The organism is Microbacterium azadirachtae, assembly GCF_025583665.1.
In the GTDB taxonomy this organism is placed as follows: Bacteria; Actinomycetota; Actinomycetes; order Actinomycetales; family Microbacteriaceae; genus Microbacterium; species Microbacterium azadirachtae.
The window spans coordinates 2,353,065-2,374,432 of the sequence record NZ_CP099706.1; the positions used below are offsets into that span (position 1 = coordinate 2,353,065).

Annotated in this window: 22 protein-coding genes; 9 read left to right on the plus strand and 13 right to left on the minus strand. The window is 72.1% G+C overall.

The window, feature by feature from the left end; genetic code table 11:
• Position 1 precedes the first annotated feature (1 nt).
• Genes NFX31_RS11220 through NFX31_RS11235 form a run of 4 tightly spaced genes read right to left on the minus strand, consistent with a single transcriptional unit; the run spans position 2 to position 3,652 of the window.
• Complete coding sequence (locus NFX31_RS11220; protein WP_262955750.1) at positions 2 to 1,342, minus strand: APC family permease; 1,341 nt, start codon at positions 1,340 to 1,342, stop codon at positions 2 to 4.
• Positions 1,343 to 1,371: 29 nt separating this feature from the next.
• The gene (locus NFX31_RS11225; RefSeq protein WP_262955752.1) at positions 1,372 to 2,676 is read right to left on the minus strand and encodes a GNAT family N-acetyltransferase; all 1,305 of its coding nucleotides are present in this window, start codon (positions 2,674 to 2,676) and stop codon (positions 1,372 to 1,374) included.
• A gap of 59 nt (positions 2,677 to 2,735) precedes the next feature.
• Positions 2,736 to 2,981, minus strand: a complete 246-nt coding sequence (locus NFX31_RS11230; protein ID WP_045249328.1) for a zf-HC2 domain-containing protein — start codon at positions 2,979 to 2,981, stop codon at positions 2,736 to 2,738.
• Complete coding sequence (locus NFX31_RS11235) at positions 2,978 to 3,652, minus strand: sigma-70 family RNA polymerase sigma factor (RefSeq protein ID WP_091481944.1); 675 nt, start codon at positions 3,650 to 3,652, stop codon at positions 2,978 to 2,980. The genes NFX31_RS11230 and NFX31_RS11235 overlap by 4 nt, the downstream gene beginning before the upstream one ends.
• Positions 3,653 to 3,715: 63 nt before the next feature.
• On the opposite strand from NFX31_RS11235, the gene aroA reads away from it, so the two are divergent.
• From aroA to bcp, 3 genes are read left to right on the plus strand one after another with little or no spacing between them, the layout of a single operon-like run.
• On the plus strand, positions 3,716 to 5,053 hold the full coding sequence (aroA, locus tag NFX31_RS11240) for a 3-phosphoshikimate 1-carboxyvinyltransferase (protein ID WP_045249329.1): 1,338 nt from the start codon (positions 3,716 to 3,718) through the stop codon (positions 5,051 to 5,053).
• On the plus strand, positions 5,050 to 6,117 hold the full coding sequence (gene rsgA / locus NFX31_RS11245) for a ribosome small subunit-dependent GTPase A (RefSeq protein ID WP_262955754.1): 1,068 nt from the start codon (positions 5,050 to 5,052) through the stop codon (positions 6,115 to 6,117). Before aroA ends, rsgA begins: the two co-directional genes overlap by 4 nt.
• 37 nt (positions 6,118 to 6,154) lie before the next feature.
• On the plus strand, positions 6,155 to 6,631 hold the full coding sequence (gene bcp, locus NFX31_RS11250) for a thioredoxin-dependent thiol peroxidase (protein WP_045249331.1): 477 nt from the start codon (positions 6,155 to 6,157) through the stop codon (positions 6,629 to 6,631).
• Positions 6,632 to 6,648: 17 nt separating this feature from the next.
• Here bcp and NFX31_RS11255 read toward each other — a convergent pair whose 3' ends face one another.
• Entirely contained in the window at positions 6,649 to 7,065 is a 417-nt protein-coding gene (locus tag NFX31_RS11255; protein WP_175491347.1) for a hypothetical protein, read from the minus strand.
• Positions 7,066 to 7,317: 252 nt separating this feature from the next.
• Between NFX31_RS11255 and NFX31_RS11260 the strand changes: the two genes are divergently transcribed.
• Entirely contained in the window at positions 7,318 to 7,566 is a 249-nt protein-coding gene (locus tag NFX31_RS11260) for a WhiB family transcriptional regulator (RefSeq protein ID WP_045249333.1), read from the plus strand.
• 75 nt (positions 7,567 to 7,641) lie between these two features.
• Here NFX31_RS11260 and NFX31_RS11265 read toward each other — a convergent pair whose 3' ends face one another.
• Together NFX31_RS11265 and NFX31_RS11270 are read right to left on the minus strand one after the other, a co-directional pair.
• Positions 7,642 to 9,132 carry a sensor histidine kinase gene (locus NFX31_RS11265; RefSeq protein WP_262955755.1) on the minus strand — a complete coding sequence of 497 codons (1,491 nt, stop codon included), beginning with the start codon at positions 9,130 to 9,132 and terminating at the stop codon, positions 7,642 to 7,644.
• Positions 9,133 to 9,192: 60 nt separating this feature from the next.
• On the minus strand, positions 9,193 to 9,576 hold the full coding sequence (locus NFX31_RS11270) for an Rv3235 family protein (RefSeq protein ID WP_220387475.1): 384 nt from the start codon (positions 9,574 to 9,576) through the stop codon (positions 9,193 to 9,195).
• A 135-nt stretch (positions 9,577 to 9,711) separates the two neighbouring features.
• Between NFX31_RS11270 and NFX31_RS11275 the strand changes: the two genes are divergently transcribed.
• The gene (locus tag NFX31_RS11275) at positions 9,712 to 10,308 is read left to right on the plus strand and encodes a hypothetical protein (RefSeq protein ID WP_091481965.1); all 597 of its coding nucleotides are present in this window, start codon (positions 9,712 to 9,714) and stop codon (positions 10,306 to 10,308) included.
• 51 nt (positions 10,309 to 10,359) lie between these two features.
• Here NFX31_RS11275 and NFX31_RS11280 read toward each other — a convergent pair whose 3' ends face one another.
• Positions 10,360 to 10,638 carry a helix-turn-helix domain-containing protein gene (locus NFX31_RS11280; RefSeq protein WP_045249337.1) on the minus strand — a complete coding sequence of 93 codons (279 nt, stop codon included), beginning with the start codon at positions 10,636 to 10,638 and terminating at the stop codon, positions 10,360 to 10,362.
• 97 nt (positions 10,639 to 10,735) lie between these two features.
• On the opposite strand from NFX31_RS11280, the gene NFX31_RS11285 reads away from it, so the two are divergent.
• On the plus strand, positions 10,736 to 11,353 hold the full coding sequence (locus NFX31_RS11285; RefSeq protein WP_262955756.1) for an SAF domain-containing protein: 618 nt from the start codon (positions 10,736 to 10,738) through the stop codon (positions 11,351 to 11,353).
• Entirely contained in the window at positions 11,350 to 12,597 is a 1,248-nt protein-coding gene (locus tag NFX31_RS11290; RefSeq protein ID WP_262955757.1) for a CpaE/TadZ family protein, read from the plus strand. The genes NFX31_RS11285 and NFX31_RS11290 overlap by 4 nt, the downstream gene beginning before the upstream one ends.
• Before the next feature lie 25 nt (positions 12,598 to 12,622).
• On the opposite strand, the gene NFX31_RS11295 is transcribed toward NFX31_RS11290, so the two are convergent.
• The 3 genes from NFX31_RS11295 to secA all read right to left on the minus strand — a co-directional run bounded on the left by NFX31_RS11295 (position 12,623) and on the right by secA (position 17,543).
• Entirely contained in the window at positions 12,623 to 13,846 is a 1,224-nt protein-coding gene (locus NFX31_RS11295) for a pyridoxal phosphate-dependent aminotransferase (protein ID WP_262955758.1), read from the minus strand.
• Positions 13,847 to 13,958: 112 nt separating this feature from the next.
• The gene (locus NFX31_RS11300; RefSeq protein WP_045249339.1) at positions 13,959 to 14,618 is read right to left on the minus strand and encodes a GntR family transcriptional regulator; all 660 of its coding nucleotides are present in this window, start codon (positions 14,616 to 14,618) and stop codon (positions 13,959 to 13,961) included.
• 123 nt (positions 14,619 to 14,741) lie between these two features.
• Positions 14,742 to 17,543 carry a preprotein translocase subunit SecA gene (secA, locus tag NFX31_RS11305; protein ID WP_045249354.1) on the minus strand — a complete coding sequence of 934 codons (2,802 nt, stop codon included), beginning with the start codon at positions 17,541 to 17,543 and terminating at the stop codon, positions 14,742 to 14,744.
• A 232-nt stretch (positions 17,544 to 17,775) separates the two neighbouring features.
• Between secA and NFX31_RS11310 the strand changes: the two genes are divergently transcribed.
• On the plus strand, positions 17,776 to 18,369 hold the full coding sequence (locus NFX31_RS11310; RefSeq protein ID WP_262955759.1) for a PadR family transcriptional regulator: 594 nt from the start codon (positions 17,776 to 17,778) through the stop codon (positions 18,367 to 18,369).
• A gap of 90 nt (positions 18,370 to 18,459) precedes the next feature.
• A complete protein-coding gene (locus tag NFX31_RS11315) occupies positions 18,460 to 19,788 on the plus strand; it encodes a hypothetical protein (protein WP_262955761.1) in 1,329 nt (442 codons plus the stop codon).
• Between the two features lie 68 nt (positions 19,789 to 19,856).
• On the opposite strand, the gene hpf is transcribed toward NFX31_RS11315, so the two are convergent.
• A complete protein-coding gene (gene hpf, locus NFX31_RS11320; RefSeq protein WP_091736130.1) occupies positions 19,857 to 20,510 on the minus strand; it encodes a ribosome hibernation-promoting factor, HPF/YfiA family in 654 nt (217 codons plus the stop codon).
• Positions 20,511 to 20,687: 177 nt separating this feature from the next.
• The gene (locus NFX31_RS11325) at positions 20,688 to 21,368 is read right to left on the minus strand and encodes a ComF family protein (RefSeq protein WP_262955763.1); all 681 of its coding nucleotides are present in this window, start codon (positions 21,366 to 21,368) and stop codon (positions 20,688 to 20,690) included.

The following is a 21,368-nucleotide window of genomic DNA, read 5'->3' on the forward strand; positions in this document are numbered from 1 at the left end:
CTCACACCACCGACGCGGTGTCCCGGTTCTCCGGGGCACCGCGTCGTCGTTCCCGCCCGCGTCGCACCAGCGTCACGCCGACGGCGATGACAGCGACGACGGCCGGGACCACGAGCGCGATGCCCGCCAGGAGCAGCAGTCCGATCGTGCACACCGATGCGATGACCGCCATCCACCAGCCGGCCGTGCGCCGGGGCAGGATCCGGATGGCCGCGATCATGCCGATCGTGTACACGGCCACCATGCTCGCCGTGTGGATGAGGATGAACGGCTGCAGCTCGAAGCCCGTGGCCACGGCGACCGCGAAGTACCCGAGCACCAGCGCCATCGACAGCATCAGCGCACGCCGCGGGACGGCGCCGGACTCCGCTCCCCTCGCGAACCAGCGCGGCAGGTCGCCGTTGGAGGCGAGCGAGGCGCCCAGCTTGCCGAACGCCGCGAGATACACGTTGAGCACGCCGAGGGCCACGACGGCCGACACCACGCCGATGAGCGCGGGCGCCGCGCGCACCCCGCCCGCCTCCGCGAGGTCCAGCAGCACCACGTCGCCCTGCCCGGCGCGCTCTCCGAGCGCGCCAACCGTCACGACCTGCAGCGCGAGATAGCACCCGCCGGCGAGCACCAACGTGATCGCGGTCGCGAGCGGGATGGTGCGCCGGGGACGCGCGAACTCGCCGGAGATGTGCGTGCCGACCTCCCAGCCCGCGAACGCCCACACGAACATGACGATCGCCGTCCCCACCCCGCCCCAGCCGTGCGGGAGGAACGGCGTGAAGCTCTCCGGGCGCACGGCGGGCGCCGAGACCGCGACGACCACGACGACGATCGCGAGCAGCAGACCGGTGAGCACGAGCTGGAGCCAGCCGGTCAACCGCACCCCGAACAGGTTCGCGACGAAGGGCACTACGAGGAAGCCGAGAGCGAGCCAGGGGATCCCCGACCGGTCGACGCCGACGACCGTCGCGATGTAGCGGGCGCCGAGGATGGCGACGACCGGTCCCCCGGCCGCGACGCCGAAGAGGAACCAGTAGCCGGTGGCGCGGGCGGCCGTGGGCCCGAGCGCCGTGCGCGCGTAGCTGGCGACGCCGCCCGGGTCGGGGTGGCGGGCGGCGAGCGCCGCGAAGGCGCCGGCCAGCGGCACGGCGAGCACGGTGATCACCCCGACCGCGACCAGGCTGGCGGGCCCCGCCGTCTTCGCGGCCAGCCCGGGAAGCACCAGCAGGCCCGTGCCCAGCACGGACGCGAGATAGAGCGCGATGCCCTGCGCGAGCCCCAGCCCACCCGGCCGGAGAAGGCCGCGATCGGCGTCGTCGGATCCCTCGGCGGGACGCAGTGCGGTCATGCCCTCACGCTAGCGACGGGCACGGACATTCAGTACCAGATGGTGAGCGCGGGCGCGACGGCGCACGCGAAGGCGTCCTGGACGGCCGCGGCGACCTCAGCGGACGCGGAGATCCGGCCGGCCGCGCGGAGCGTCGTGGCGCTCACTCCGCCCAGATACAGCGAGGACAGGGCGTCCACGCCGAGCACGAGATCCGGCGCGTCGGTCGTCACCTCGACGATGGCCCGCCCGTCCGATCCGATCCGCAGACGCCAGGAGCCGTCCGCGAGCCCGAGCGGGTCGGACACGCGCAGCACGAGCTCGAGGGGCGCGCGGTATGTCCGTGCGGCGAGGGCGGCCGGCACGTCCAGGATGCGCAGCCAGCCGTGGTCGTGCACGGTGTTCTGCACGGCGCGCTGGTTCGCGACCAGCCACGGCAGCGGATCGTCGACCGGCCGGAGATCGGCGTGCACGTCGCGCACGAGATCGTGGTTGACCGCGAACGCCCAGAGGGCGCGCAGAGCCTCGGGGGTCTCGGCATCGAGGTGGCGGATCGCGAGATCGGCGGCGAACTCGTCGTTCCGCTCGTCGAGCGTGTAGGCGAGCACGCCCCGCGTGACACCGTCGGCGTCGACGGCGCGCACTCCGCGCACGTGACGCGCGCGGTCGTCGCCCGGCACGAGCCCCGCCATCCGGCGCCAGCGCAGCGGCCAACCCGGCACATCGCCGACGCGGTCGAGACGGGCGCGCTCGTGCACCTCGTCGAGCGCCGCGATCAGGTCCTCCGGCTCGATGTACTCGACGGTGACGTCGTCGGCCGCCGGCAGGGAGATGCCGCCCGCGCGCCGCGCATCGACCCGCAGCTTCGAGACGGGGACGGCGGGACCGAAGCCGTAGCGTCCGTAGATCGTCGCCTCGGTCGCGGTGAGCCCTGCCACGGGCACACCCGCCGACGCCGCCGCGCGCAACTCGCCCTCCAGGAGGTTGCGCGCGATGCCGCGCCGCCGATGCGTCGCCGCCACGGTGACCGCGCTGATCGCCCACAGGTCGATGCTCGCCCCGGATGCTCCGGGCACGGTCATCGGCGTCACCCAGGAGTCGACGGTCGCGACGGGCATGTCCGCGCCGGGCGCGTACACGCCCAGGTTGCGGCGTTCGCTCATCATCTCGCCCATCAGGCGGATCGTCTCGTCGTCCGGCTCCTTGTCCAGGAACCCCCGTGCGTCCGCGCGGGCGAAGCCGCGCCGCTGACCGGGATCCGACATGTCCACGACGCGGTACTCCAGGCCGGAGGCGCTCAGACGCTCCTCCGAGACCGGGTCGGCGGGGACGTCACGGGCGTCGATGGCTGCCATGCCCCCAGCCTAACCACGGCGTCCAACACCGTGACGGCCGCGCGCGACGGCCCGGTGCGTCAGTGCACCGCGGCCTGGACGGCGCGCAGACGCGCCAGCACCTGATCGCGCAGCTCCTCGGGGGCGGTCTCCTTGCACGCCCGCGAGACGACCTCGGTCAGCGTGGTGGCGACCAGCGCCTCCTCCGCGCACGAGGCGCAGTTCTCGAGATGCTCGCGGATGTCGGAGTGCTCCGTCTTGCACATCTCGTTGCGGAGGTACTCCTCCAGGTCCTGCCGCGCCTTGGCGCATCCGCAGTCCGTCATTTCGTGCTCCTCGTGCCGGCCGCGGCGATGCCTCGCTCCGCGGCGTAGTCCGCCAGCAGCTCCCGCAGCATACGGCGCCCGCGGTGCAGGCGGCTCATGACGGTGCCGATGGGGGTCTTCATGATGTCGGCGATCTCCTGGTAGGCGAAGCCCTCGACGTCGGCGAGGTACACGGCCAGCCGGAAATCCTCCGGAACCGCCTGCAGGGCCTCCTTGACGACGGAGGCGGGCATGCGGTCGATCGCCTCGGCCTCGGCCGAGCGGCTGTGCGAGGCCGTGGTCGACTCGGCGCCGCCGAGCTGCCAGTCCTCGAGCTCGTCGATCGTGCCCTGGTAGGGCTCGCGCTGCCGCTTGCGATAGATGTTGATGTAGGTGTTCGTCAGGATCCGGTAGAGCCACGCCTTCAGGTTGGTGCCCTGAGTGAAGCTCGACCACGAGGCGAACGCCTTCACGAAGGTCTCCTGCACGAGGTCCGCGGCGTCGGACGGATTGCGTGTCATGCGCATGGCGGCGGCGTAGAGCTGATCCATGAAGGGGATCGCCTGCTCCTCGAATTCCCGGCGCGCGGACGAGTCCGCGTCCGGCTGCGCGTCCAGCGGTGCCTGATCGTTCATCGCCAGCCAGTCTAGGCCGTCGACTTCACGGGGCACCCGCTCGAGCGTCGCCAGCATGAGCCCGTCCTTCTCCGTCTTCCCGCGGTCTCCGATCGGAGGCCTTCAGTAGGGTAGGAACCGATGAGCGCTTCGACGTATTCCCCCGCGCCGCGCGGCCGCTGGATCGCACCGCATGCCGCAGGCCCCCTGAGCGCGCGGCTGCGCGTCCCCGGATCCAAATCGCTCACGAATCGCGAGCTCCTCCTCGCGGCGATCGCCGACGGCCCGGGGCTCGTCACCGCGCCCCTGCACTCCGACGACTCCGCCCGCATGATCGACGCCCTGCGCGCGCTCGGCATCGGCGTGGAGGAACAGGACGGGACCGGCGACTTCGGGCCCGACCTGAGGATCACCCCGGGGCGGCTGACCGGTGGCGGCACCGTCGACTGCGGTCAGGCCGGCACCGTCATGCGCTTCATCGCCCCCCTCGCGGGCCTGGCCGACGGAGACGTCCTGCTCACGGCGCACGAGACCGCCCTGCACCGGCCGATGGGCGCCATGATCCACGCGCTGCGCGATCTCGGCGTGGATGTCGAGGACCACGGCAGCTGGTCGCTGCCGTTCACCATCCGCGGACGGGGCCACATCCGCGGCGGCCGGGTGGAGATCGACGCGTCCGCGTCGAGCCAGTTCGTCTCGGGGCTGCTGCTCGCCGCCCCGCGCTTCGACGTGGGCCTGCACCTCGTGCACACCGGCGAGCGACTGCCCAGCATGCCGCACATCGACATGACCGTGGAGACCCTGACGCGCCGCGGGATCAAGGTCACGCGGCCCGGTCCGGGCGAGTGGATGGTCGAGGCCGGCGTGCCGCGGGCCCGCGAGACCGCGATCGAGCCCGACCTGTCCAACGCGGCGCCGTTCCTCGCCGCAGCCCTCGTCCTGGGCGGCGAGGTGTCGATCGCCGGCTGGCCGACCCGCTCCACGCAGCCGGGCGCCCTGCTTCCCGAGCTGCTGGGCGCCCTCGGCGCAGAGGTGCACCGCGCGGGCGACGTGCTCACCGTGCGCGGCACCGGCCGCATCCGCGGCGGCGAGTTCGACCTGTCCCCCGTCGGCGAGCTCGCACCGACCGTCGTCGGACTCGCGGCGCTGGCCGAAGCGCCGACGAGGATCACGGGGATCGGGCACATCCGCCTGCACGAGACCGACCGCATCGCCGCGCTCGCCGGAAACCTGCGCGCGCTGGGCGGCGAGGCGGAGGAGCTCGAGGACGGCATCAGGATCGTGCCGGCCGATCTGCACGGAGGCACCTGGCCCGCACACCACGACCACCGGATGGCGACGACGGGGGCGCTCATCGGCCTGCGCGTGCCGGGTGTCGAGATCGACGAGATCGGCACCACCGCGAAGACGCTCCCCGAGTTCACGCAGCTCTGGGAGCGCCTGCTGGCGAGCCGCACCCCAGGGAGCGAGACGGCGTGAGCTGGCTGGACGACGACGGCGACGACGACCTCGACGACTTCGACGAGTCGCAGATCCGGATGCGTCCCAACCCGAAGGCGAACCGGCCCCGCACCAAGCGCCGCCCGGCGCACACCGATGCGGAGATCGGGCGCGTGCTGGGCGTCGACCGCGGACGCTATGCAGTGCTGCTCGGCGAGGGCGCCGACGACGAGCGCACGATCACCGCCGCCAGGGCGCGGGAGCTCCGCCGCACCCCGATCGTCACCGGCGACGCGGCGCGCGTGGTGGGCGACGTCACCGGCGAGGACGGCACCCTGGGGCGGATCGTCGGGATCCTGGAGCGCTCCTCGCTGCTGCGCCGCAGCGCCGACGACACCGATCAGGTGGAGCGCGTCATCGTCGCCAACGCCGATCAGATGCTCATCGTGGTGGCGGCCGCGGATCCGGAGCCGCGTGAGCGCCTGGTCGACCGCTACCTGGTGGCCGCGCTGGACGCCGGGATCCGACCGCTGCTCGTGGTCACCAAGACGGACCTGGCGGATCCTTCCGAGTTCCTCACGCACTTCGACGGACTCGACCTGCAGGTGTTCACGAGCGCACAGGGCGAGATGCCGGTCGACGAGATCGGCGCGGCGCTCATCGGGCACTCCACGGTCTTCGTGGGGCACTCCGGCGTCGGCAAGTCCACGCTCGTCAACGCCTTGGTGCCCGGGGCGGGACGCGCGACCGGCCACGTGAACGAGGTGACGGGACGCGGCCGGCACACCTCCTCGTCCACGGTGTCGCTGCGCTATGTGGCGCCCGCGCTCGCACCCGGCGCCCCGCTCGGCTCCGGATGGGTCATCGACACCCCTGGTGTGCGCTCCTTCGGCCTCGGCCACGTGGACCCGCAGAACATCCTGGCCGCGTTCACCGAGCTCGCCGCGATCGCGGAGAACTGCCCGCGCGGCTGCACGCACCTCCCCGACGCCGAGGACTGCGCGCTCAACGAAGCCGCCGCGGACGGCGCCCTCGGGGATGCGGGCCTGGCGCGCCTGGAGTCCCTGCAGCGGCTGCTGGCGACCTTCGCCGACAAGCGCTGACCGGATCCGTTCCCCCGCCGACCGGTAGCCTGGAGGGGTGACTGCACAGCGCCTCGAACCCGGCAACACCGCCCCCGACTTCACCCTCCAGGATCAGGACGGCGCGTCCGTCTCCCTGCACGACCTGCGCGGGCGGAAGGTCATCCTCTACTTCTACCCGGCGGCGATGACCCCGGGCTGCACGACCGAGGCCTGCGACTTCCGCGACAGCCTGGCCTCGCTGCAGGGAGCCGGGTATGCGGTTCTGGGCGTCTCCCGCGACGACGTGGCGAAGCTGAAGCAGTTCGCCGAGCGCGACGGGCTCTCGTTCCCGCTGCTCAGCGACGCCGATCTCGCCGTGCACCACGCCTACGGCGTCTGGGGCGAGAAGAAGAACTACGGCAAGGTGATCCAGGGCGTGATCCGCTCGACCTTCGTCATCGACGAGGACGGGGTCGTGGAGCACGCGCTGTACAACGTCAAGGCCACGGGGCACGTGGCCAGGATCCGCAAGCTGGTCGGTCTGACGGCCTGAGGCGCCGGCGGTCCGCCTCAGTCCTGTCCGGCGCCGGCGTCGTCGTCGGCGTGCCGGCGCGCCTCGGCCCCCGCGCGTCGCGTCAGCACGAACAGCATCACGACGCCGAGCACGGCGGGGATCAGCAGCGACAGCACGAACACGGCGGGGAACGGGCGCACGCCGATCGCGCTGAGCGCCACCGCGATGGCCAGGATCTGCGCCACCATGCCACCGCTGCGACCGAACGACCGGCCCCGCAGCACGGCGACGGCGAGCACGGCGAGCCCGGCGGTGCCGACGACGCTGAGCCCGATGAGGCCGAGCGCGGACGGCAGGGACGCCGCGTCCCCCGAGCTGAGGCCGAACACCTCGATGAGGGTGATCACGAGCAGCGCGACCGCCTCCAGGGCGAGCAGCGCCGCCGCCGCGATGGTCAGACTCGACGGGCGCATGGTTGGTCTCCTGGAGGGTCTCGAGGGCGAGGCGGTTCGCGCGCGGTTCTCCGTCCGTTCACTCCCGGTCCAGAAAAACCTTGATCGTTCGCCTTTCATGTAAGAGAATAGATGACAGCCATGTGCTCCCACAGCGGCGTGGGGCGAGCATCCGCTCGCATCACCGATGGGCGTCGGCCCCCGAACGCCGCCTACGAACTCAGGGCACGCGAACGTCGCGCGCCCACGATATTTCCACACTGAGGAGCCCCCATGGATTGGCGCGACAAGGCCGCCTGCCTCACCGTCGACCCCGAGCTGTTCTTCCCCGTCGGGAACACCGGTCCGGCCGTCGATCAGATCGAGAAGGCGAAGGCCGTGTGCGCCCGCTGCACCGTCACCGAGGTCTGCCTGCAGTACGCCCTCGAGTCCAGCCAGGACTCGGGCGTGTGGGGCGGACTCAGCGAGGACGAGCGCCGCGCCCTCAAGCGCCGCGCCGCGCGCGCCCGTCGCGCCGGCTGACCGGCCGCACTTCTCTCGCGCAGACATCGAGTCGGCACGCCGAAGGTCCGCAGAGCGGACCGGGAACGTGCCGACTCAGCCGTTCACCCACCGCATCGGGATGTCGATCGTGACGGTCGTCCCTTCGCCGTCCGAGCCCTCCCAGACGATGGTTCCTCCGAGCTCACCCTGGATCAGGGTGCGGATGATCTGCGTGCCGAGCCCCTGACCGATCCGGCCCTCGGGCAGCCCGTGGCCGGTGTCGCGCACGATCACCCTCAGATTCTCGTCGGTGCGCTGCGCCTCGATCGTGACGAGCCCCTCCTGGCCCGCCAGGCCGTGCTCGACCGCGTTCGTGACCACCTCGGTCAGCGCCAGCGCCAGCGGCGTCGCGTACTCGCTCGGAAGCACGCCGAACCGTCCGGTCGACTGGGTGCGCGCCCGCGTGTTGGGAGCCGAGGCCACCTCGGCGACGAGCTTGAGCACACGGGCGAAGACCTCGTCGAAGTCGACCTTCTGCGCCAGCCCTCCGGCGAGCGTGTCGTGCACGACGGCGATCGACTCCACCCGGCGCATGGCCTGGGTGAGCGCATCGCGCGCCTCCTCGGAGTGCGTGCGCCGGGCCTGGATCCGCAGCAGGGATGCGACCGTCTGCAGGTTGTTCTTCACGCGGTGGTGGATCTCGCGGATCGTCGCGTCCTTGGTGATGAGCTCCTGCTCCTGATGCCGCAGCTCGGACACGTCGCGGCACAGCACGATCGCGCCGATCCGGGTGCCGTGGTCCTTGAGAGGGATCGCGCGCAGCGACACCGTCACCCCCCGCGCCTCCACGTCGGTGCGCCAGGGCGCACGACCGGTCACGACGACGGGCAGCGACTCGTCGACCTGCCGTGACGGCGGGACGATGCGCGTGGTCACCTCGACGAGCGACTCCCCCTCGAGCTCCTCGTCGAAGCCCATGCGGTTGAAGGCGCTCAGCGCATTCGGGCTCGCGAACGTCACGACGCCGTCGACGTCGATGCGGATGAGTCCGTCCGAGGCGCGCGGGGCGCCGCGCCGCGGCGACGTCGGGGCGGAGAGATCGGGGAACTCGCCCACGGAGATCATGCTGAACAGGTCGTCGGCGGCCTCGTTGAACGTGATCTGCTGCCGGGACGGCGTGCGCGCCTCACCGAGATTGGTGTGCCGGGTGAGCACCCCGATCGGACGGGACCGCTCGCTGTCGCCGCCGTTCCTGCGGGCTCGGACGATCGGCACGGCCCTGACCCTGGTCGGGGTCTCCTCGAACCAGTCCGGGTTGGCGGAGTCGACGATCTCGGCCGTGTCGAACGCGCCCTGCACCTGGGTGCGCCACTGCGGCCGCACCCGCTCCCCCACGATGTCGCGGTAGAACAGCGTGGCCGCCCCGCTCGGGCGCGTGTGGGCGACCGCGATGAACGATCCGTCGGCACTGGCGATCCAGATCACGATGTCCGCGGAGGCGAGATCGGCCAGGAGCTGGCCGTCCCCGGCGAGACGGTGCAGCCATTCGACGTCTTCGTCGTCGAGGCAGCCCTGGGCCTGGGCGAGATCACTGAGTGTCGACACCCTGACAGCCTAGGGCGTGTCGGTCATGCGTCGCCTGCGCGCCGAGGCGTCGCACGGCCGTCAGAGGATGGCGAGAGAGGTGGCGCGCCAGCGCCGATCCAGCCCTTCCAGGCGCACCGCGACGGCGCGGGCCCGCCCGGGCGTCTGCACGATCAGCGTCGCCTCGACGACCCCGTCGGCCGGCTCGCACACATGCGTCGACAGGATGCGGAAGACGGGCCGCGCCGGCACGACCCCGCGCGCGCTGCGCGCTCTGGCCGAGAGGTTCGCGCGGGCCGTCAGCGAGAGGAACGCGTCCTGGGAGAGCCAGCGGGCCAGCTGGTCGGCCTCGCGAACGCCGGCGAGCACCTCCAGCACCCCGCGCGTGAGGCTCTGCAGCAGCGGCGTGGGATCGGGCAGGTCCGCGCTCGGCGTGGGCTGCGGTGCGAAATCCTCGAGCGTCATCATCGGCGTTCCCCCTCTGCCGTCCGGATGGGCGTGCCTCGCATTCGAGCACGATCGAACGCCGCGCAGGGCGCGGGCGCCGACGAATGTGGATAACCCGTATGCCGGTCTCGCCGCTCCCGTACGCTCGTCCGCATGGAATGGGACCGGCTCTTCGAGGACCTCGAGGATCAGATCGCCTCAGGCTGGGAAGCCGAACGCGCCGCACTCGACGCCGAGAACGAGCGGCTGCGGATCGCACGGCTCGAGCTGCGCACCCGGCTCACCGCGCTCGCCGCCGAGGGCTGCGTCGCGACCGCCGTGCTCGCGGACGCGACCCCGGTGCGCGGCCGCCTCCGCGCGGTGGGCGCGGACTGGACGGCGGTGCAGCCCCACGAGTCCGCCGGACTGTCGCTGCTGCCCGAGCACGCGGTGGAGCTGTGGTCGCTCGACCACGGCGCACTGCTGGCCAGCGGCGCCGCCACCGAGCCGCTGTCCCCGCTGCGCGAGCGGATGACGTTCGGTTTCGTGCTGCGCGACCTCGCCCGGCGTCGCCGCGGGGTCACGCTGCGGACCCGCACCGGGGCGCTCCTCACCGGTACCATCGATCGCGCGGGCGCCGATCACCTGGATCTGGCGCTGCACGACGCGGGGGCCCCTCGACGGGCGCAGGCGGTCACCGGATTCCGCGTCGTGCCGTTCGCGTCGATCCTGGCGGTCGGCACCGACGTCCCACCGCCCGGGGTGCCCTGAACGCACGCCGCCCGTATGGTGCCGACCGGAGACTCCGTCGACGCGGCGGGGTCAGTCCGCGCGAACGATCGGAGGCCCCCACAGCTCGGGGAAGCTCGCCGCGTTCGCCTGCCGCCACAGCGCCCGGAGGCGCGCCTCCTCGGTCTGCTCCGCGAGATACTCGGCGATCGAGCCCTCTTCGACGCGCCAGGCGCCGGGAGCGCCCAGACGCGCTCCGCGCAGCCGGCCCTGCATGATCAGCTCGACGATCTCGCCCGCCTGCACGTCGAGGAGCTCGGCGACCTGCGCCACGGCGAGGTAGCGCGGCACAGGAGCGGATCCGTCGAACATGCCCCCATTGTGCTCCGCTCCCGGCGGAGCGTGGTGCGCCGCCCGGTGCTGTGGATAACTTTCCCGGCGGAGGATCCGATTCTGTGACCATGGCCCGATGAGCACCGCACGAGCAGGCCGCCGACCATGGGCCGATCTGCGCTTCTTCATCGGCCTCCTGCTGATCGCCCTGTCGGTCGCCGGTGTGTGGCTGATCGTGGGCGCCGCGAAGCAGACCAGCCCCGTCCTGCAGGCGGTGCGCACGATCGTCCCGGGCGAGCCGCTCACCTCGGCCGACGTGCGCGTGGTCGACGTCGCGCTCGGCGCGGCGGGGGCAGGCTACCTCACCCCGGCCGGGCTCGGCACGGGGAACATCGCGACGCGCACGATCGCCGACGGCGAGCTCGTCCCGTCCTCCGCCGTGGCCGACGCCGATCAGGCGCGCACGACCTCGGTCGTCGTGCGCAGCACGGCGCCCGTCCCCGCTTCGATCCGGACCGGCTCGGTCGTGGAGCTGTGGGCCGCCGCGCCGCTGGCGGAGGGCAAGGGCTTCGCGGCGCCCCGCGTGCTGCTCTCCGAGGCGACCGTGTCCTCCGTCGACCGGGACGATGGTCCGCTCTCCACAAGGGCGACCACGCTCGAGCTCGTGGTGAGCCGGACGGAGGTGGGCGAGGTGCTCGCCGCGCTGACGGACGCGTCCTCGCTCTCCGTCGTCCCGATCGGCGCCCGCTCGTGACCGCGGTGCTGCTGGCCGTCGCCGCCGCGCGGGCGGAGGCGCTCGCGGAGGAGCTGGAACTCGCCGGCATCGACGTGCTCCGCCGGATCCCGCCGGCGCACGTCGTCGGCCTCGCCGTGCGCGCGGACGAGCTCCGCGGAGCCGGCGCCCTCGTGATCCCCGCCGAACGGGCGTGCCTCAGCGGCGCACTGCGCGAGACCTGCGATCGCGCCGGCGTGCGGATCCTGGCGCTGGGCGACGGACCGGCCGCCGCCCGATTGACACGCCGGCACGGAATCGGGGATCCGCTGCCCGCTTCCGCCAGCGGATGGGACATCGCCGACGCCCTCCGCCCCCGAGGCGCCCCTGTCGTCCCGCCGCCGGATCCGGCAGCCGGGACGGCGCAGACAGGCCGCCTGATCACCGTGTGGGGGCCGCACGGAGCGCCGGGACGGAGCACCGTCGCGGTGCAGCTCGCCGCGCTCCTCGCCGGTGCGGACCGCGCCGTCGCGCTCGTCGACGCGGACACGCACGCGCCCGCGGTCGCGCTGCTGCTGGGTCTCACGGACGACGGCCCCGGCATCGCCGCCGCCTGCCGTCGCGCCGAGCTCGGTCTGCTGGACGGCGCCGAGCTCAGCCGCCTGGCGACGCCCGTCGAGACGTCCGGCGGCACGCTGGACGTCCTGGTCGGGATCAACCGCCCCGCGCGGTGGCCCGAGCTCTCCCCCGCACGTCTCCGAGGCGCCCTGGACGCATGCCGGCGCGGGAACGTGCTCACCCTGGTCGACGTGTCCGCCTCGCTCGAAGCCGACGAGGAGATCGTGAGCGACCTGGACGGTCTGCGCCGCAACGCCGCGACGCTGACCGCCGTGCACAGCGCCGATCGGATCGTCGCGGTGGCGGCGGCCGACCCGCTCGGCATCGCGCGCTTCGTCCGCGGCTACGCCGACCTGCGCGCCGAGATCGGCGACGTCCCGGTCACGGTCGCCGTCAACAAAGTGCGCCCCGGACCCCTCGGCGTCGATGCGCGGGGACAGATCCGACGTGCGCTGGACCGCTTCTCGGCGATCCGCGACGTGCACTTCCTGCCCTACGACCAGCGCGCGCTGGACGCCGCGGCCCTGCACGCGCGCCCGGTCGCGGACGTGTCCGGGCGCTCCCCGTTCACGACCGCCGTCCGCGCGCTCGCCGCGAGCCTGCTGCGCGATGAGCAGGCGCCCGTCACGACGCGCAGGGCGCGACGCCGCGAGGCCGCCGCCGGATGAGCTTCGGACGGCGGCCCCGTGGCGGCTACTGCCGGTAGCTCGCGAGGAAGTTGCCGAGGCGCTCGATCGCCTCGGTGATCACACGCGGCTCGGGAAGCGTGACCACGCGCAGGTGATCGGGCGTCGGCCAGTTGAAGCCGGTGCCCTGCACCAGCAGGATCCGCTCGGCGACCAGCAGGTCGTAGATGAGCTTCGCGTCGTCGTGGATCTCGTGCACCTCGGGATCCAGCCGCGGGAACGCGTACAGCGCCCCGGCCGGCTTCACGCAGCTGACGCCCGGGATCGCCGAGAGCCCCTCCCAGGCGGCGTCGCGCTGCAGGTGCAGGCGGCCGCTGGGGGCGATCAGGGCCTCGATCGACTGCACCCCGCCGAGCGCCGCCTGCACCGCGTGCTGCGCCGGGACGTTCGGGCACAGGCGGGTCGAGGCGAGCAGCGTGATGCCCTCGATGAACCCCTTGGCGTGCTGCTGGGGCCCGGTGATGACGAGCCACCCCGAGCGGTATCCGGCGACACGGTAGGTCTTGGAGAGGCCGTTGAAGGTGAGGCACAGCAGGTCCGGGGCGAGCGTGGCGGTGGGGATGTGCTGCGCGTCGTCGAAGAGGATCCGGTCGTAGATCTCGTCGGACAGGAGCAGCAGATCGTTCTCCCTGGCGACCTGCACGATGCCCTGCAGCACCTCACGCGAGTACACCGCGCCGGTGGGGTTGTTGGGGTTGATCACGACGATCGCCTTGGTGCGGGGCGTGACCTTGGAGCGCAGGTCCTCCAGATCGGGGTTCCACCCGTTCTGCTCGTCGCACAGGTAGTGCACGGGCGTGCCGCCGGCGAGGCTCGTCATCGCCGTCCACAGCGGATAGTCGGGCGCCGGGATGAGCACTTCGTCGCCCTCGTCGAGCAGCGCCTGCATGGTCATCGTGATCAGCTCGGAGACGCCGTTTCCGAGGTAGACGTCCTCGGGGTCCACGAGCGGGAAGCCCTCCACCTGCTCGTACCGGCTCACCACGGCCCGGCGCGCCGAGATGATGCCCTTGCTCTCGCTGTACCCGTGCGCGGTGGGCAGCGTCGCGAGCATGTCGCGCACGATCTGCTGCGGAGCCTCGAACCCGAAGATGGCGGGGTTGCCCGTGTTCAGCTTGAGCACCGAGTGGCCTGCCGCCTCCAGCCGCGCCGCCTCGACGAGCGCGTTGCCGCGGATCTCGTACAGGACGTTCTTCAGCTTGGACGACTGGTCGAAGGTTCTCGGTGTCATTGCGAAAGCCTATCCGCCGATCGCGGGTGCCCTTCGCACACGGGAGGCGCGGAAAGGCCACGTGCCGCCGATTGGCATGGAGCGGTCGTGCACGGCACCCCGCCCTGCGGGGTCAGCGATCGCCGGCGCGCAGCCCCTGGACGCGCGCGACCCGTGCCCGCCTGCTGGTGTCCACGTGCGCCGCGGCCAGATCCGCCGCCCGCTCCCCGTCGCCCGCCCGGATCGCTTCGAACAGGGCGACATGCTCCTCGCTGATGTGCTGCAGATCGTCATGCTGCGAGAGCGCCCAGCGCAGCCGGCTGCGGATCCCCTTCATCATGTCGCTGAGCAGCCGGTTCTCGGCCAGTTCGGTGACGATCTCATGGAAGTCGGCGGCGGCCCGGCGCGACCCGATCCCGTCGCCATCCCGCGCCCCGCTCTGCTCGGCCTCCAGGGACTCCTGAAGGCGGCCCAGGCCGTCCTGCCGGCGCCGCTCGGCGGCGAGCCGGAACGTCAGCGGCTCGAGCACGGCGCGCACCTCGTCCAGATCGGCGAGATCGGCCTCGGTGAACTCCCGCACCACCGCCCACGTGTGCGGGCGCAGCTCCACGAGGCCCTCGGCCACGAGCACCTTGAGGGCGTCGCGCACCGGAACGCGGCTGACGCCGAACTCGGACGCGAGGTCGCGCTCGATCAGGCGGCTGCCGGGGGCGCGCACGCCGTCGAGGATCGCGTCGCGCAGCCATGCCGCGATCCTCGTGGATTCGAGCTGCCGTACGTCCGTGCTGGTCACGCGCCCATTCTTCCATCGAACGCGCCTTCAGCCGACGCGGCGGCACGGCGGTCGACGCTCCCCGCAACGCGAAGAGGCCGGCACCCGAGCAGGGGCCGGCCTCTTCGCATTCCGGGGCGGTGGTTACTTCTTGCGCCCCTGGGCGCGACGCTCCGCGCGGTTCGCCGGAGCCGACTCCGCGGCGTCGACGCGCTGCCCGAAGGCGCCGCGCGCCGCCGGTGCGGCAGGCTCCTCGGCGTCGGTCTGGGCGCGGGCAGCGGCCTGACGGAGACGGTCCGTGGCGGCCTGCTGCACCTGGCCGCGGTCGTTGCGGACCTCGACGTCGCCGGCGTCGTTGGGCGCCGAGTACTCCAGCCTCTGGTCTCCCGCCGACTCGGCGAGCCCCTTGGCCTCGACCTCGGTGATGCCCTCGTCGCCGGCCTGGCGCACCTCGACCTCGAGGTTGTAGAGGTAGCCGACAGACTCCTCCTTGATCTGCCCCATCATGGCCTGGAACATCGAGTAGCCCTCGCGCTGGTACTCGACCAGCGGGTCGCGCTGCGCCATCGCACGCAGGCCGATGCCGTCCTTGAGGTAGTCCATCTCGTAGAGGTGGTCGCGCCAGCGGCGGTCCAGGACCTGCAGCACCACGCGCCGCTCGAGCTCGCGCGTCGCGGCCTCCCCGAGGGCGGCCTCGCGCTTCTCATAGGCGACCATCGCGTCGGAGACGAGCTCGCGCTTGAGCCCGTCCGCGGTGATCCCGCCCTTGCGCCCGCCCGCCTCGGCGACGACCTCGTCGATCGTGACGTCGACCGGGTAGAGCGTCTTCAGCTCGGTCCAGAGGCTGTCGAAGTCCCAGCTCTCGGTGTGGCCCTCTGCGGTGTGGTCGTCGACGACGGCCCCGATCGCGTCCTCGATGAAGTGCTTCACCCGGTCGGCGATGTCGTCGCCCTCCAGGATGTGCCGGCGGTCGGCGTAGATCGCCTCGCGCTGACGGTTGAGCACGTCGTCGTACTTGAGCACGTTCTTGCGCATCTCGGCGTTGCGCGCCTCGACCTGGCTCTGAGCGCTGCGGATCGCGCGGGTCACCAGACCCGACTCGATCGGCATGTCCTCCGGGAAGTTCGTGCGCGCGAGGATCGCCTCGGCGGCGCCCTGCTGGAACAGCCGCATCAGGTCGTCGGTGAGGCTCAGGTAGAAGCGGCTCTCGCCGGGGTCGCCCTGACGGCCCGAGCGGCCGCGGAGCTGGTTGTCGATGCGGCGGGACTCGTGACGCTCGGTCCCGAGCACGTACAGGCCGCCGGCCTCGACGACCTTGGCGCCCTCGGTCTCGACCTTGGCCTTCATCGCCTCATAGGCCTCGTCCCAGGCCTGCTCGTACTCCTCCGGGGTCTCGACCGGATCCAGGCCGCGGGACTTGAGCTCCTGCACGGCGAGGAACTCGGCGTTGCCGCCGAGCATGATGTCGGTGCCGCGGCCGGCCATGTTCGTGGCGACGGTGACGGCGCCGAGGCGTCCGGCGCGAGCGACGATCTCGGCCTCGCGCGCGTGGTTCTTCGCGTTCAGGACCTCGTGCTTGATGCCCTTCTTGCTGAGCAGCCGGGACAGGTACTCGCTCTTCTCGACGCTCACCGTGCCGACGAGGACCGGCTGGCCCTTCTCGTGCCGGGCGGCGATGTCCTCGACGACCTGCGCGAACTTGGCCGTCTCGTTCTTGTAGACGAGGTCGGGCTTGTCCTGGCGGATCATCGGCCTGTTGGTGGGGATCGGAACGACGCCGAGCTTGTACGTCGACATGAACTCCGCCGCCTCGGTGTCGGCGGTGCCGGTCATGCCGGCGAGCTTGTCGTAGAGGCGGAAGTAGTTCTGCAGCGTGACCGTGGCCAGCGTCTGGTTCTCGGCCTTGACGGGCACGTTCTCCTTGGCCTCGATCGCCTGGTGGATGCCCTCGTTGTAGCGGCGTCCGACGAGGATGCGGCCGGTGTGCTCGTCGACGATCATGACCTCGTCGTTCATCACGACGTAGTCGGTGTCGCGCTTGAACAGGGCCAGCGCCTTGATGGAGTTGTTCAGGAAGGAGATGAGCGGCGTGTTCGCCGACTCGTACAGGTTGTCGATGCCGAGGTAGTCCTCGACCTTCTCGATGCCGGGCTCGAGCACGCCGACGGTGCGCTTCTTCTCGTCGACCTCGTAGTCCTCCCCCGGCTCCAGGGTGCGCGCGATCTTCGCGAACTCGGCGAACCAGCGGTTGGCCTCGCCCGAGGACGGACCGGAGATGATGAGCGGCGTGCGGGCCTCGTCGATGAGGATCGAGTCGACCTCGTCGACGATGGCGAAGAAGTGGCCGCGCTGGACCAGATCCTCCTTGCGCCACGCCATGTTGTCGCGCAGGTAGTCGAAGCCGAACTCGTTGTTCGTGCCGTAGGTGATGTCGGCGTTGTACTGCTCGCGGCGCACCTCGGGCGTCTGCCCCGACACGATCACGCCGGTGGTCATGCCCAGCGCGCGGTAGACGCGGCCCATGAGCTCGGACTGGTACGACGCGAGGAAGTCGTTGACGGTGATGACGTGCACGCCCTTGCCGGCGATCGCGTTGAGGTACGAGGGGAAGGTCGCGACGAGCGTCTTGCCCTCACCGGTCTTCATCTCGGCGATGTTGCCGTCGTGCAGGGCCGCACCGCCCATGATCTGGACGTCGTAGGCGCGCATGCCGAGCGTGCGCTTGGCGGCCTCCCGGACGGCCGCGAACGCCTCGGGCATGAGCTGGTCCAGGGTCTCGCCCTGCTCGAACCGTGCGCGCAGCTCGGAGGTCTCGTTGCGGAGGTCCTCGTCGCTGAGCTTCGCGAAGTCGTCTTCGAGCGCGTTCACGGCCTTGACGACGCCGTTCAGACGACGCAGGATCCGTCCCTCGCCGGCGCGCAGCAGCTTCTCAAGAGGATTCGCCACGGATTCCATCTCCCTAGGGGTTCTCGTGCCCGCGCGCGTCGCGCGCACGGCATACGGGTTCATGTTACCGGCCCGTGACCTCCGGATCCTGTGCACGTATGCGGACCGCCGGGGCGTTCGCTCCGAGCGTCACGCTCGACGAGCGCGCCCATGACACGCCGCGGAGCCCGGACCCCGCGGGATTTCCCCGTATGCATATACTCGGCAACAGATTGCAGGAGAGGGGATGCGGATGTCGGTGCGTCAGAGCCTGCTCGCCATCCTCGACCAGGGTCCCTGCTACGGCTACCAGCTGCGGGCGGAGTTCGACCGCAGGACCGGATCCACCTGGCCCCTCAACGTCGGCCAGATCTACAACACCCTCGAGCGCCTCGAGCGCGACGGTCTCGTCGAGCGCGGGGAAGCCGACGAGCAGGGTCACGTGTACTGGGCCATCACGGACGCCGGGTCCGCCGAGGTCGCGGGCTGGCTCTCCTCCCCCGTGGAGCGCGGGAGCGGCACCAGGGACGAGCTCGCGATCAAGCTCGCGGTCGCCGCGACCCTTCCCGGCGTCGATCTGGCCGCGGTCTTCCGCGCGCAGCGGGCGGCCTCGCTGGCACGTCTGCAGGAGCTGCAGCGCTCGGCGTCCACCGCCACGGCGACGGACGGGCCGGAGCAGCTCGCCCGGGCGCTCGTGATCGACGCGCTGCTCTCCACCGCCGACGCCGAACTGCGCTGGCTCGATCAGGCCGAGCAGCGCATCGCCGCGCATCCGCAGCACACGCTGGCGCTGGAGCTGTCGACCGACCGTCCCAAGCGCGGTCGCCCCGCACGCGTCGTCGTCTGAGCGCCGCCGGCCGGCCGCGATCGGCGGCTGATCGCCGAGGGCGTAGCGGATGCACAGCCGGGGCACGGCCGGGGACCATAGGATCGGCCCATGGCCGGTTTCTGGGGCAGACGCAAACGTGAACAGGAAGAGCTGCAGGCGCAGGACGCGGATCTCGCGCGTCGCGCCGAGCAGGCGATCGTCGCCGCGGACGAGCGGATCCGCACCTCGGCCGACGAGCTCGCCTTCGCGTCCGCGGAGCTCGGCGACGACATGACCGCGGACTTCCGCGCCGCGCTGGACGCGGTGCGCACGCACATGGGCGAGGCGTTCCAGCTGCACCAGCTGAACCACGACGAGATCCCGGACACGGCGGAGGAGCTCCGCACCCGCAACGCGCGCATCGTGCAGCTGTGCCAGTGGGCCGAGGATCTCATCGACGAGAAGTCCGCCGCGATCGCCGACGCGGTCAACCGCGTGCGCAACGCGCCGCAGGTGGTCGCGAGGGTGCGCGCGGACGCCGCGGCGCTCGAGGCCAGGGTGCCGCAGGCGCAGTCGTCGGTCGACCGCCTCGCCACCCGCTACTCCGACGCCGCGATGCAGCGCATCGCCAAGAGCGCGGAGGAGGCCGCCCAGCTCGTGGTGTTCGCGAACCACGGCGCCGACGTGTTCGAGCGCCGCCGCGATGCCGGCCGCAATCAGGAGGCGGTGCTCGCCCTCGAGACCGCGACCGAGGCGACGCGCCGTGCGGCATCGCTCCTCGATGCCGTGGACGACTTCGAGATCGAGGCCCTGCGTGCCGAGTCCACGCTCGCCGAGGTCGTCGCCGACTCCCGCAACGACCTGGCGGCGCTGCCGAGCGCTCCCGGCTCGCCCGCGGTCTCCGCGGCGGCGGCCGCCCTGCAGCAGGCGCTGAACGCACTCGCCCCCGCCGGAAGCCGCACGGATCCGTTCGGCGAGCTGACCCGGCTGCGCGCCGCGAACACGGCGCTGGATGCGGCGATCGCCGCCGCCCGGTACCGCGCGGAGCACCCTCTGCCGACGATCGAGGCCGTGCAGCATGCCCTCGACGACGCCGACCGCCAGCTGGGCATCGCCCGCGGCCTCATCGAGGGGCACCGCGGCTGGATCGGCGCCGACGCGCGCACCCGTCTCGCCGAGGCCGAGCGCCTGCGCGTCGACGTCCCCTCGCTGATCCCCGCCGAGGAGACCAGGGAGCAGGCGCTGAGCACCGCCCGTCGCGTCGCCCAGCTGGCGGCGGAGGCGCTGCAGCTCGCCCAGCACGACATCGACCGGTCCCGCCCCGACCAGGGCTGGGGTGGAGGCGGTGGCAACGGCTGGGGCGGAGGCGGAGGACGCGGCTCGGGCGGCGGGGACATCGTCTCCGGAGTGCTCGGCGGCCTCGTGATCGGCGGCCTCCTCGGCGACATCTTCGACTGAGGCCCTTGCGCAGCGGAGCGGCCCGGGACATCGTCCCGGGCCGCTCCGTCGTGTTCAGGGGATCCTGGTCAGGAGACGAGCTCCTCGGCGGGCGCCGCCTGCGTGGTGAGCGAGATGACGCCGTAGTCCCAGCCCTTGCGGCGGTAGACGACGCTCGGGTGGTCGCTGCGGGCGTCCACGAACAGGAAGAAGTCGTGACCGACCAGCTCCATGCGGTCCACGGCCTCCTCGACGGTCATCCACTCCGCATCGAAGTTCTTCGTGCGGATCACGACGGGCGAGTATTCCTCCTCGACCTCGAGCGTGGGGATCGCGCCGGTGGAGACCGCGTGCAGGGTGTCCGCGGAGACGGGGTGCACATCGATGCCCGACAGTTCGCCGGTGCCCTTCTCGAAGCGCGCACCGCGCGGATGATGCCGGCCGTCGATGCGGCGCTCCTTGGCCCGCCGCACCTGTTCGATGAGCTTGTCGACGGCGAGGTCGAGCGCGGCGAACTTGTCCGCGTCACGCGCCTCGGCCCGGACCAGCGGGCCCTTGCCGTTCAGGGTGAGTTCGACGGTCTCGTCCTCCACATGACCGCCGCGATAGGAACGATGAGTGACCTTCACGTCCAGGCTCGTCGCCTTCGTCGCGATAGTCGCGATCCGCGCGGTCTTCTCTTCGACCACCGCTCGGAATCGATCGCTGATGCCGACTCCGACACCGACGATGTTCGTTTCCATCCTGACCTCCTTGTTCCGGTCCGCCCGGCCAAGGGCGGACCGTGGTCGCCTTTGTGAGTCCCCACCGTAGTCGCCGCACCCCGCGATGTCATCCACTATTCATCTGTGTGTCGTGGGGATCTCCCCCGAGACCGGCCAGGATGCGCTGCGACGCTCCCCGGACCGCGGCGGACCGTCTCATCCGTGCCTAGGCGTGGCGGCGACGGCCACCGCGCCGACGACGTGGAAGCCCGCCGCCCGCAGCGCCCGGACGGCCTCCGCGCACGTCGCGCCGGTCGTGACGACGTCATCCACGACGAGCGCGCCGGCGCCGGCACCGGGGCGCTGCGCGATGAACGCACCCTCGACGTTGCGGCGTCGGTCCTCGGCGCCGAGCCCGCGCTGGTCCCGCACGCGCCGCGCCGGGACGAGCAGGCGCCGCATCGGGATGCCGGTCCCCCGCGCGAGCAGTTCCGGCACCCGGAAGCCTCGTCGCCGGAACGCCGACCGCGACGTGGGGACCGGCACGACGACGTCGATGCGGTGCCGCTCGTCCAGCCCCGCGCGCTGCGCGTCGACGGCTGCGGCGAGCGCCGGCCGGAGCGTTCGGATCAACGACGTCTGGCCATCCTCCTTGATCGCCCGGAGCACGCCGGCGGCGACGCCGTCGAAGGCGAGCCCCGCCCACAGCGGCACGCCTCCGGACGTCCTGCGGATCGGGCCCGGCACGAGCGCCGCCTCGCAGGCGCGGCAGAGCGCTGTCCCCGCCGTGCCGCATCCCGCGCACACGGATGCGAAGACGAAGTCGGCGACGTCGAGGAGCAGTCGTCGGACGCGATCGCGGTCGGAGAGCGGGAGCGGACGGATCTCGGCGGGCAT

Excerpts from the sequence above, each read along its gene's own strand:
- NFX31_RS11280 (WP_045249337.1), bottom strand. The coding sequence starts at position 10,638 with ATGTTCGACGGATCCGCTCCTGTGCCGCGCTACCTCGCCGTGGCGCAG.
- aroA (WP_045249329.1), top strand. The coding sequence starts at position 3,716 with ATGAGCGCTTCGACGTATTCCCCCGCGCCGCGCGGCCGCTGGATCGCA.
- NFX31_RS11310 (WP_262955759.1), top strand. The coding sequence starts at position 17,776 with ATGTCGGTGCGTCAGAGCCTGCTCGCCATCCTCGACCAGGGTCCCTGC.
- NFX31_RS11230 (WP_045249328.1), bottom strand. The coding sequence starts at position 2,981 with ATGACGGACTGCGGATGCGCCAAGGCGCGGCAGGACCTGGAGGAGTAC.
- NFX31_RS11255 (WP_175491347.1), bottom strand. The coding sequence starts at position 7,065 with ATGCGCCCGTCGAGTCTGACCATCGCGGCGGCGGCGCTGCTCGCCCTG.
- NFX31_RS11260 (WP_045249333.1), top strand. The coding sequence starts at position 7,318 with ATGGATTGGCGCGACAAGGCCGCCTGCCTCACCGTCGACCCCGAGCTG.
- NFX31_RS11270 (WP_220387475.1), bottom strand. The coding sequence starts at position 9,576 with ATGACGCTCGAGGATTTCGCACCGCAGCCCACGCCGAGCGCGGACCTG.
- NFX31_RS11295 (WP_262955758.1), bottom strand. The coding sequence starts at position 13,846 with ATGACACCGAGAACCTTCGACCAGTCGTCCAAGCTGAAGAACGTCCTG.
- NFX31_RS11315 (WP_262955761.1), top strand. The coding sequence starts at position 18,460 with ATGGCCGGTTTCTGGGGCAGACGCAAACGTGAACAGGAAGAGCTGCAG.
- NFX31_RS11235 (WP_091481944.1), bottom strand. The coding sequence starts at position 3,652 with ATGCTGGCGACGCTCGAGCGGGTGCCCCGTGAAGTCGACGGCCTAGAC.
- NFX31_RS11225 (WP_262955752.1), bottom strand. The coding sequence starts at position 2,676 with ATGGCAGCCATCGACGCCCGTGACGTCCCCGCCGACCCGGTCTCGGAG.
- NFX31_RS11275 (WP_091481965.1), top strand. The coding sequence starts at position 9,712 with ATGGAATGGGACCGGCTCTTCGAGGACCTCGAGGATCAGATCGCCTCA.
- hpf (WP_091736130.1), bottom strand. The coding sequence starts at position 20,510 with ATGGAAACGAACATCGTCGGTGTCGGAGTCGGCATCAGCGATCGATTC.
- NFX31_RS11325 (WP_262955763.1), bottom strand. The coding sequence starts at position 21,368 with ATGCCCGCCGAGATCCGTCCGCTCCCGCTCTCCGACCGCGATCGCGTC.
- NFX31_RS11285 (WP_262955756.1), top strand. The coding sequence starts at position 10,736 with ATGAGCACCGCACGAGCAGGCCGCCGACCATGGGCCGATCTGCGCTTC.
- NFX31_RS11220 (WP_262955750.1), bottom strand. The coding sequence starts at position 1,342 with ATGACCGCACTGCGTCCCGCCGAGGGATCCGACGACGCCGATCGCGGC.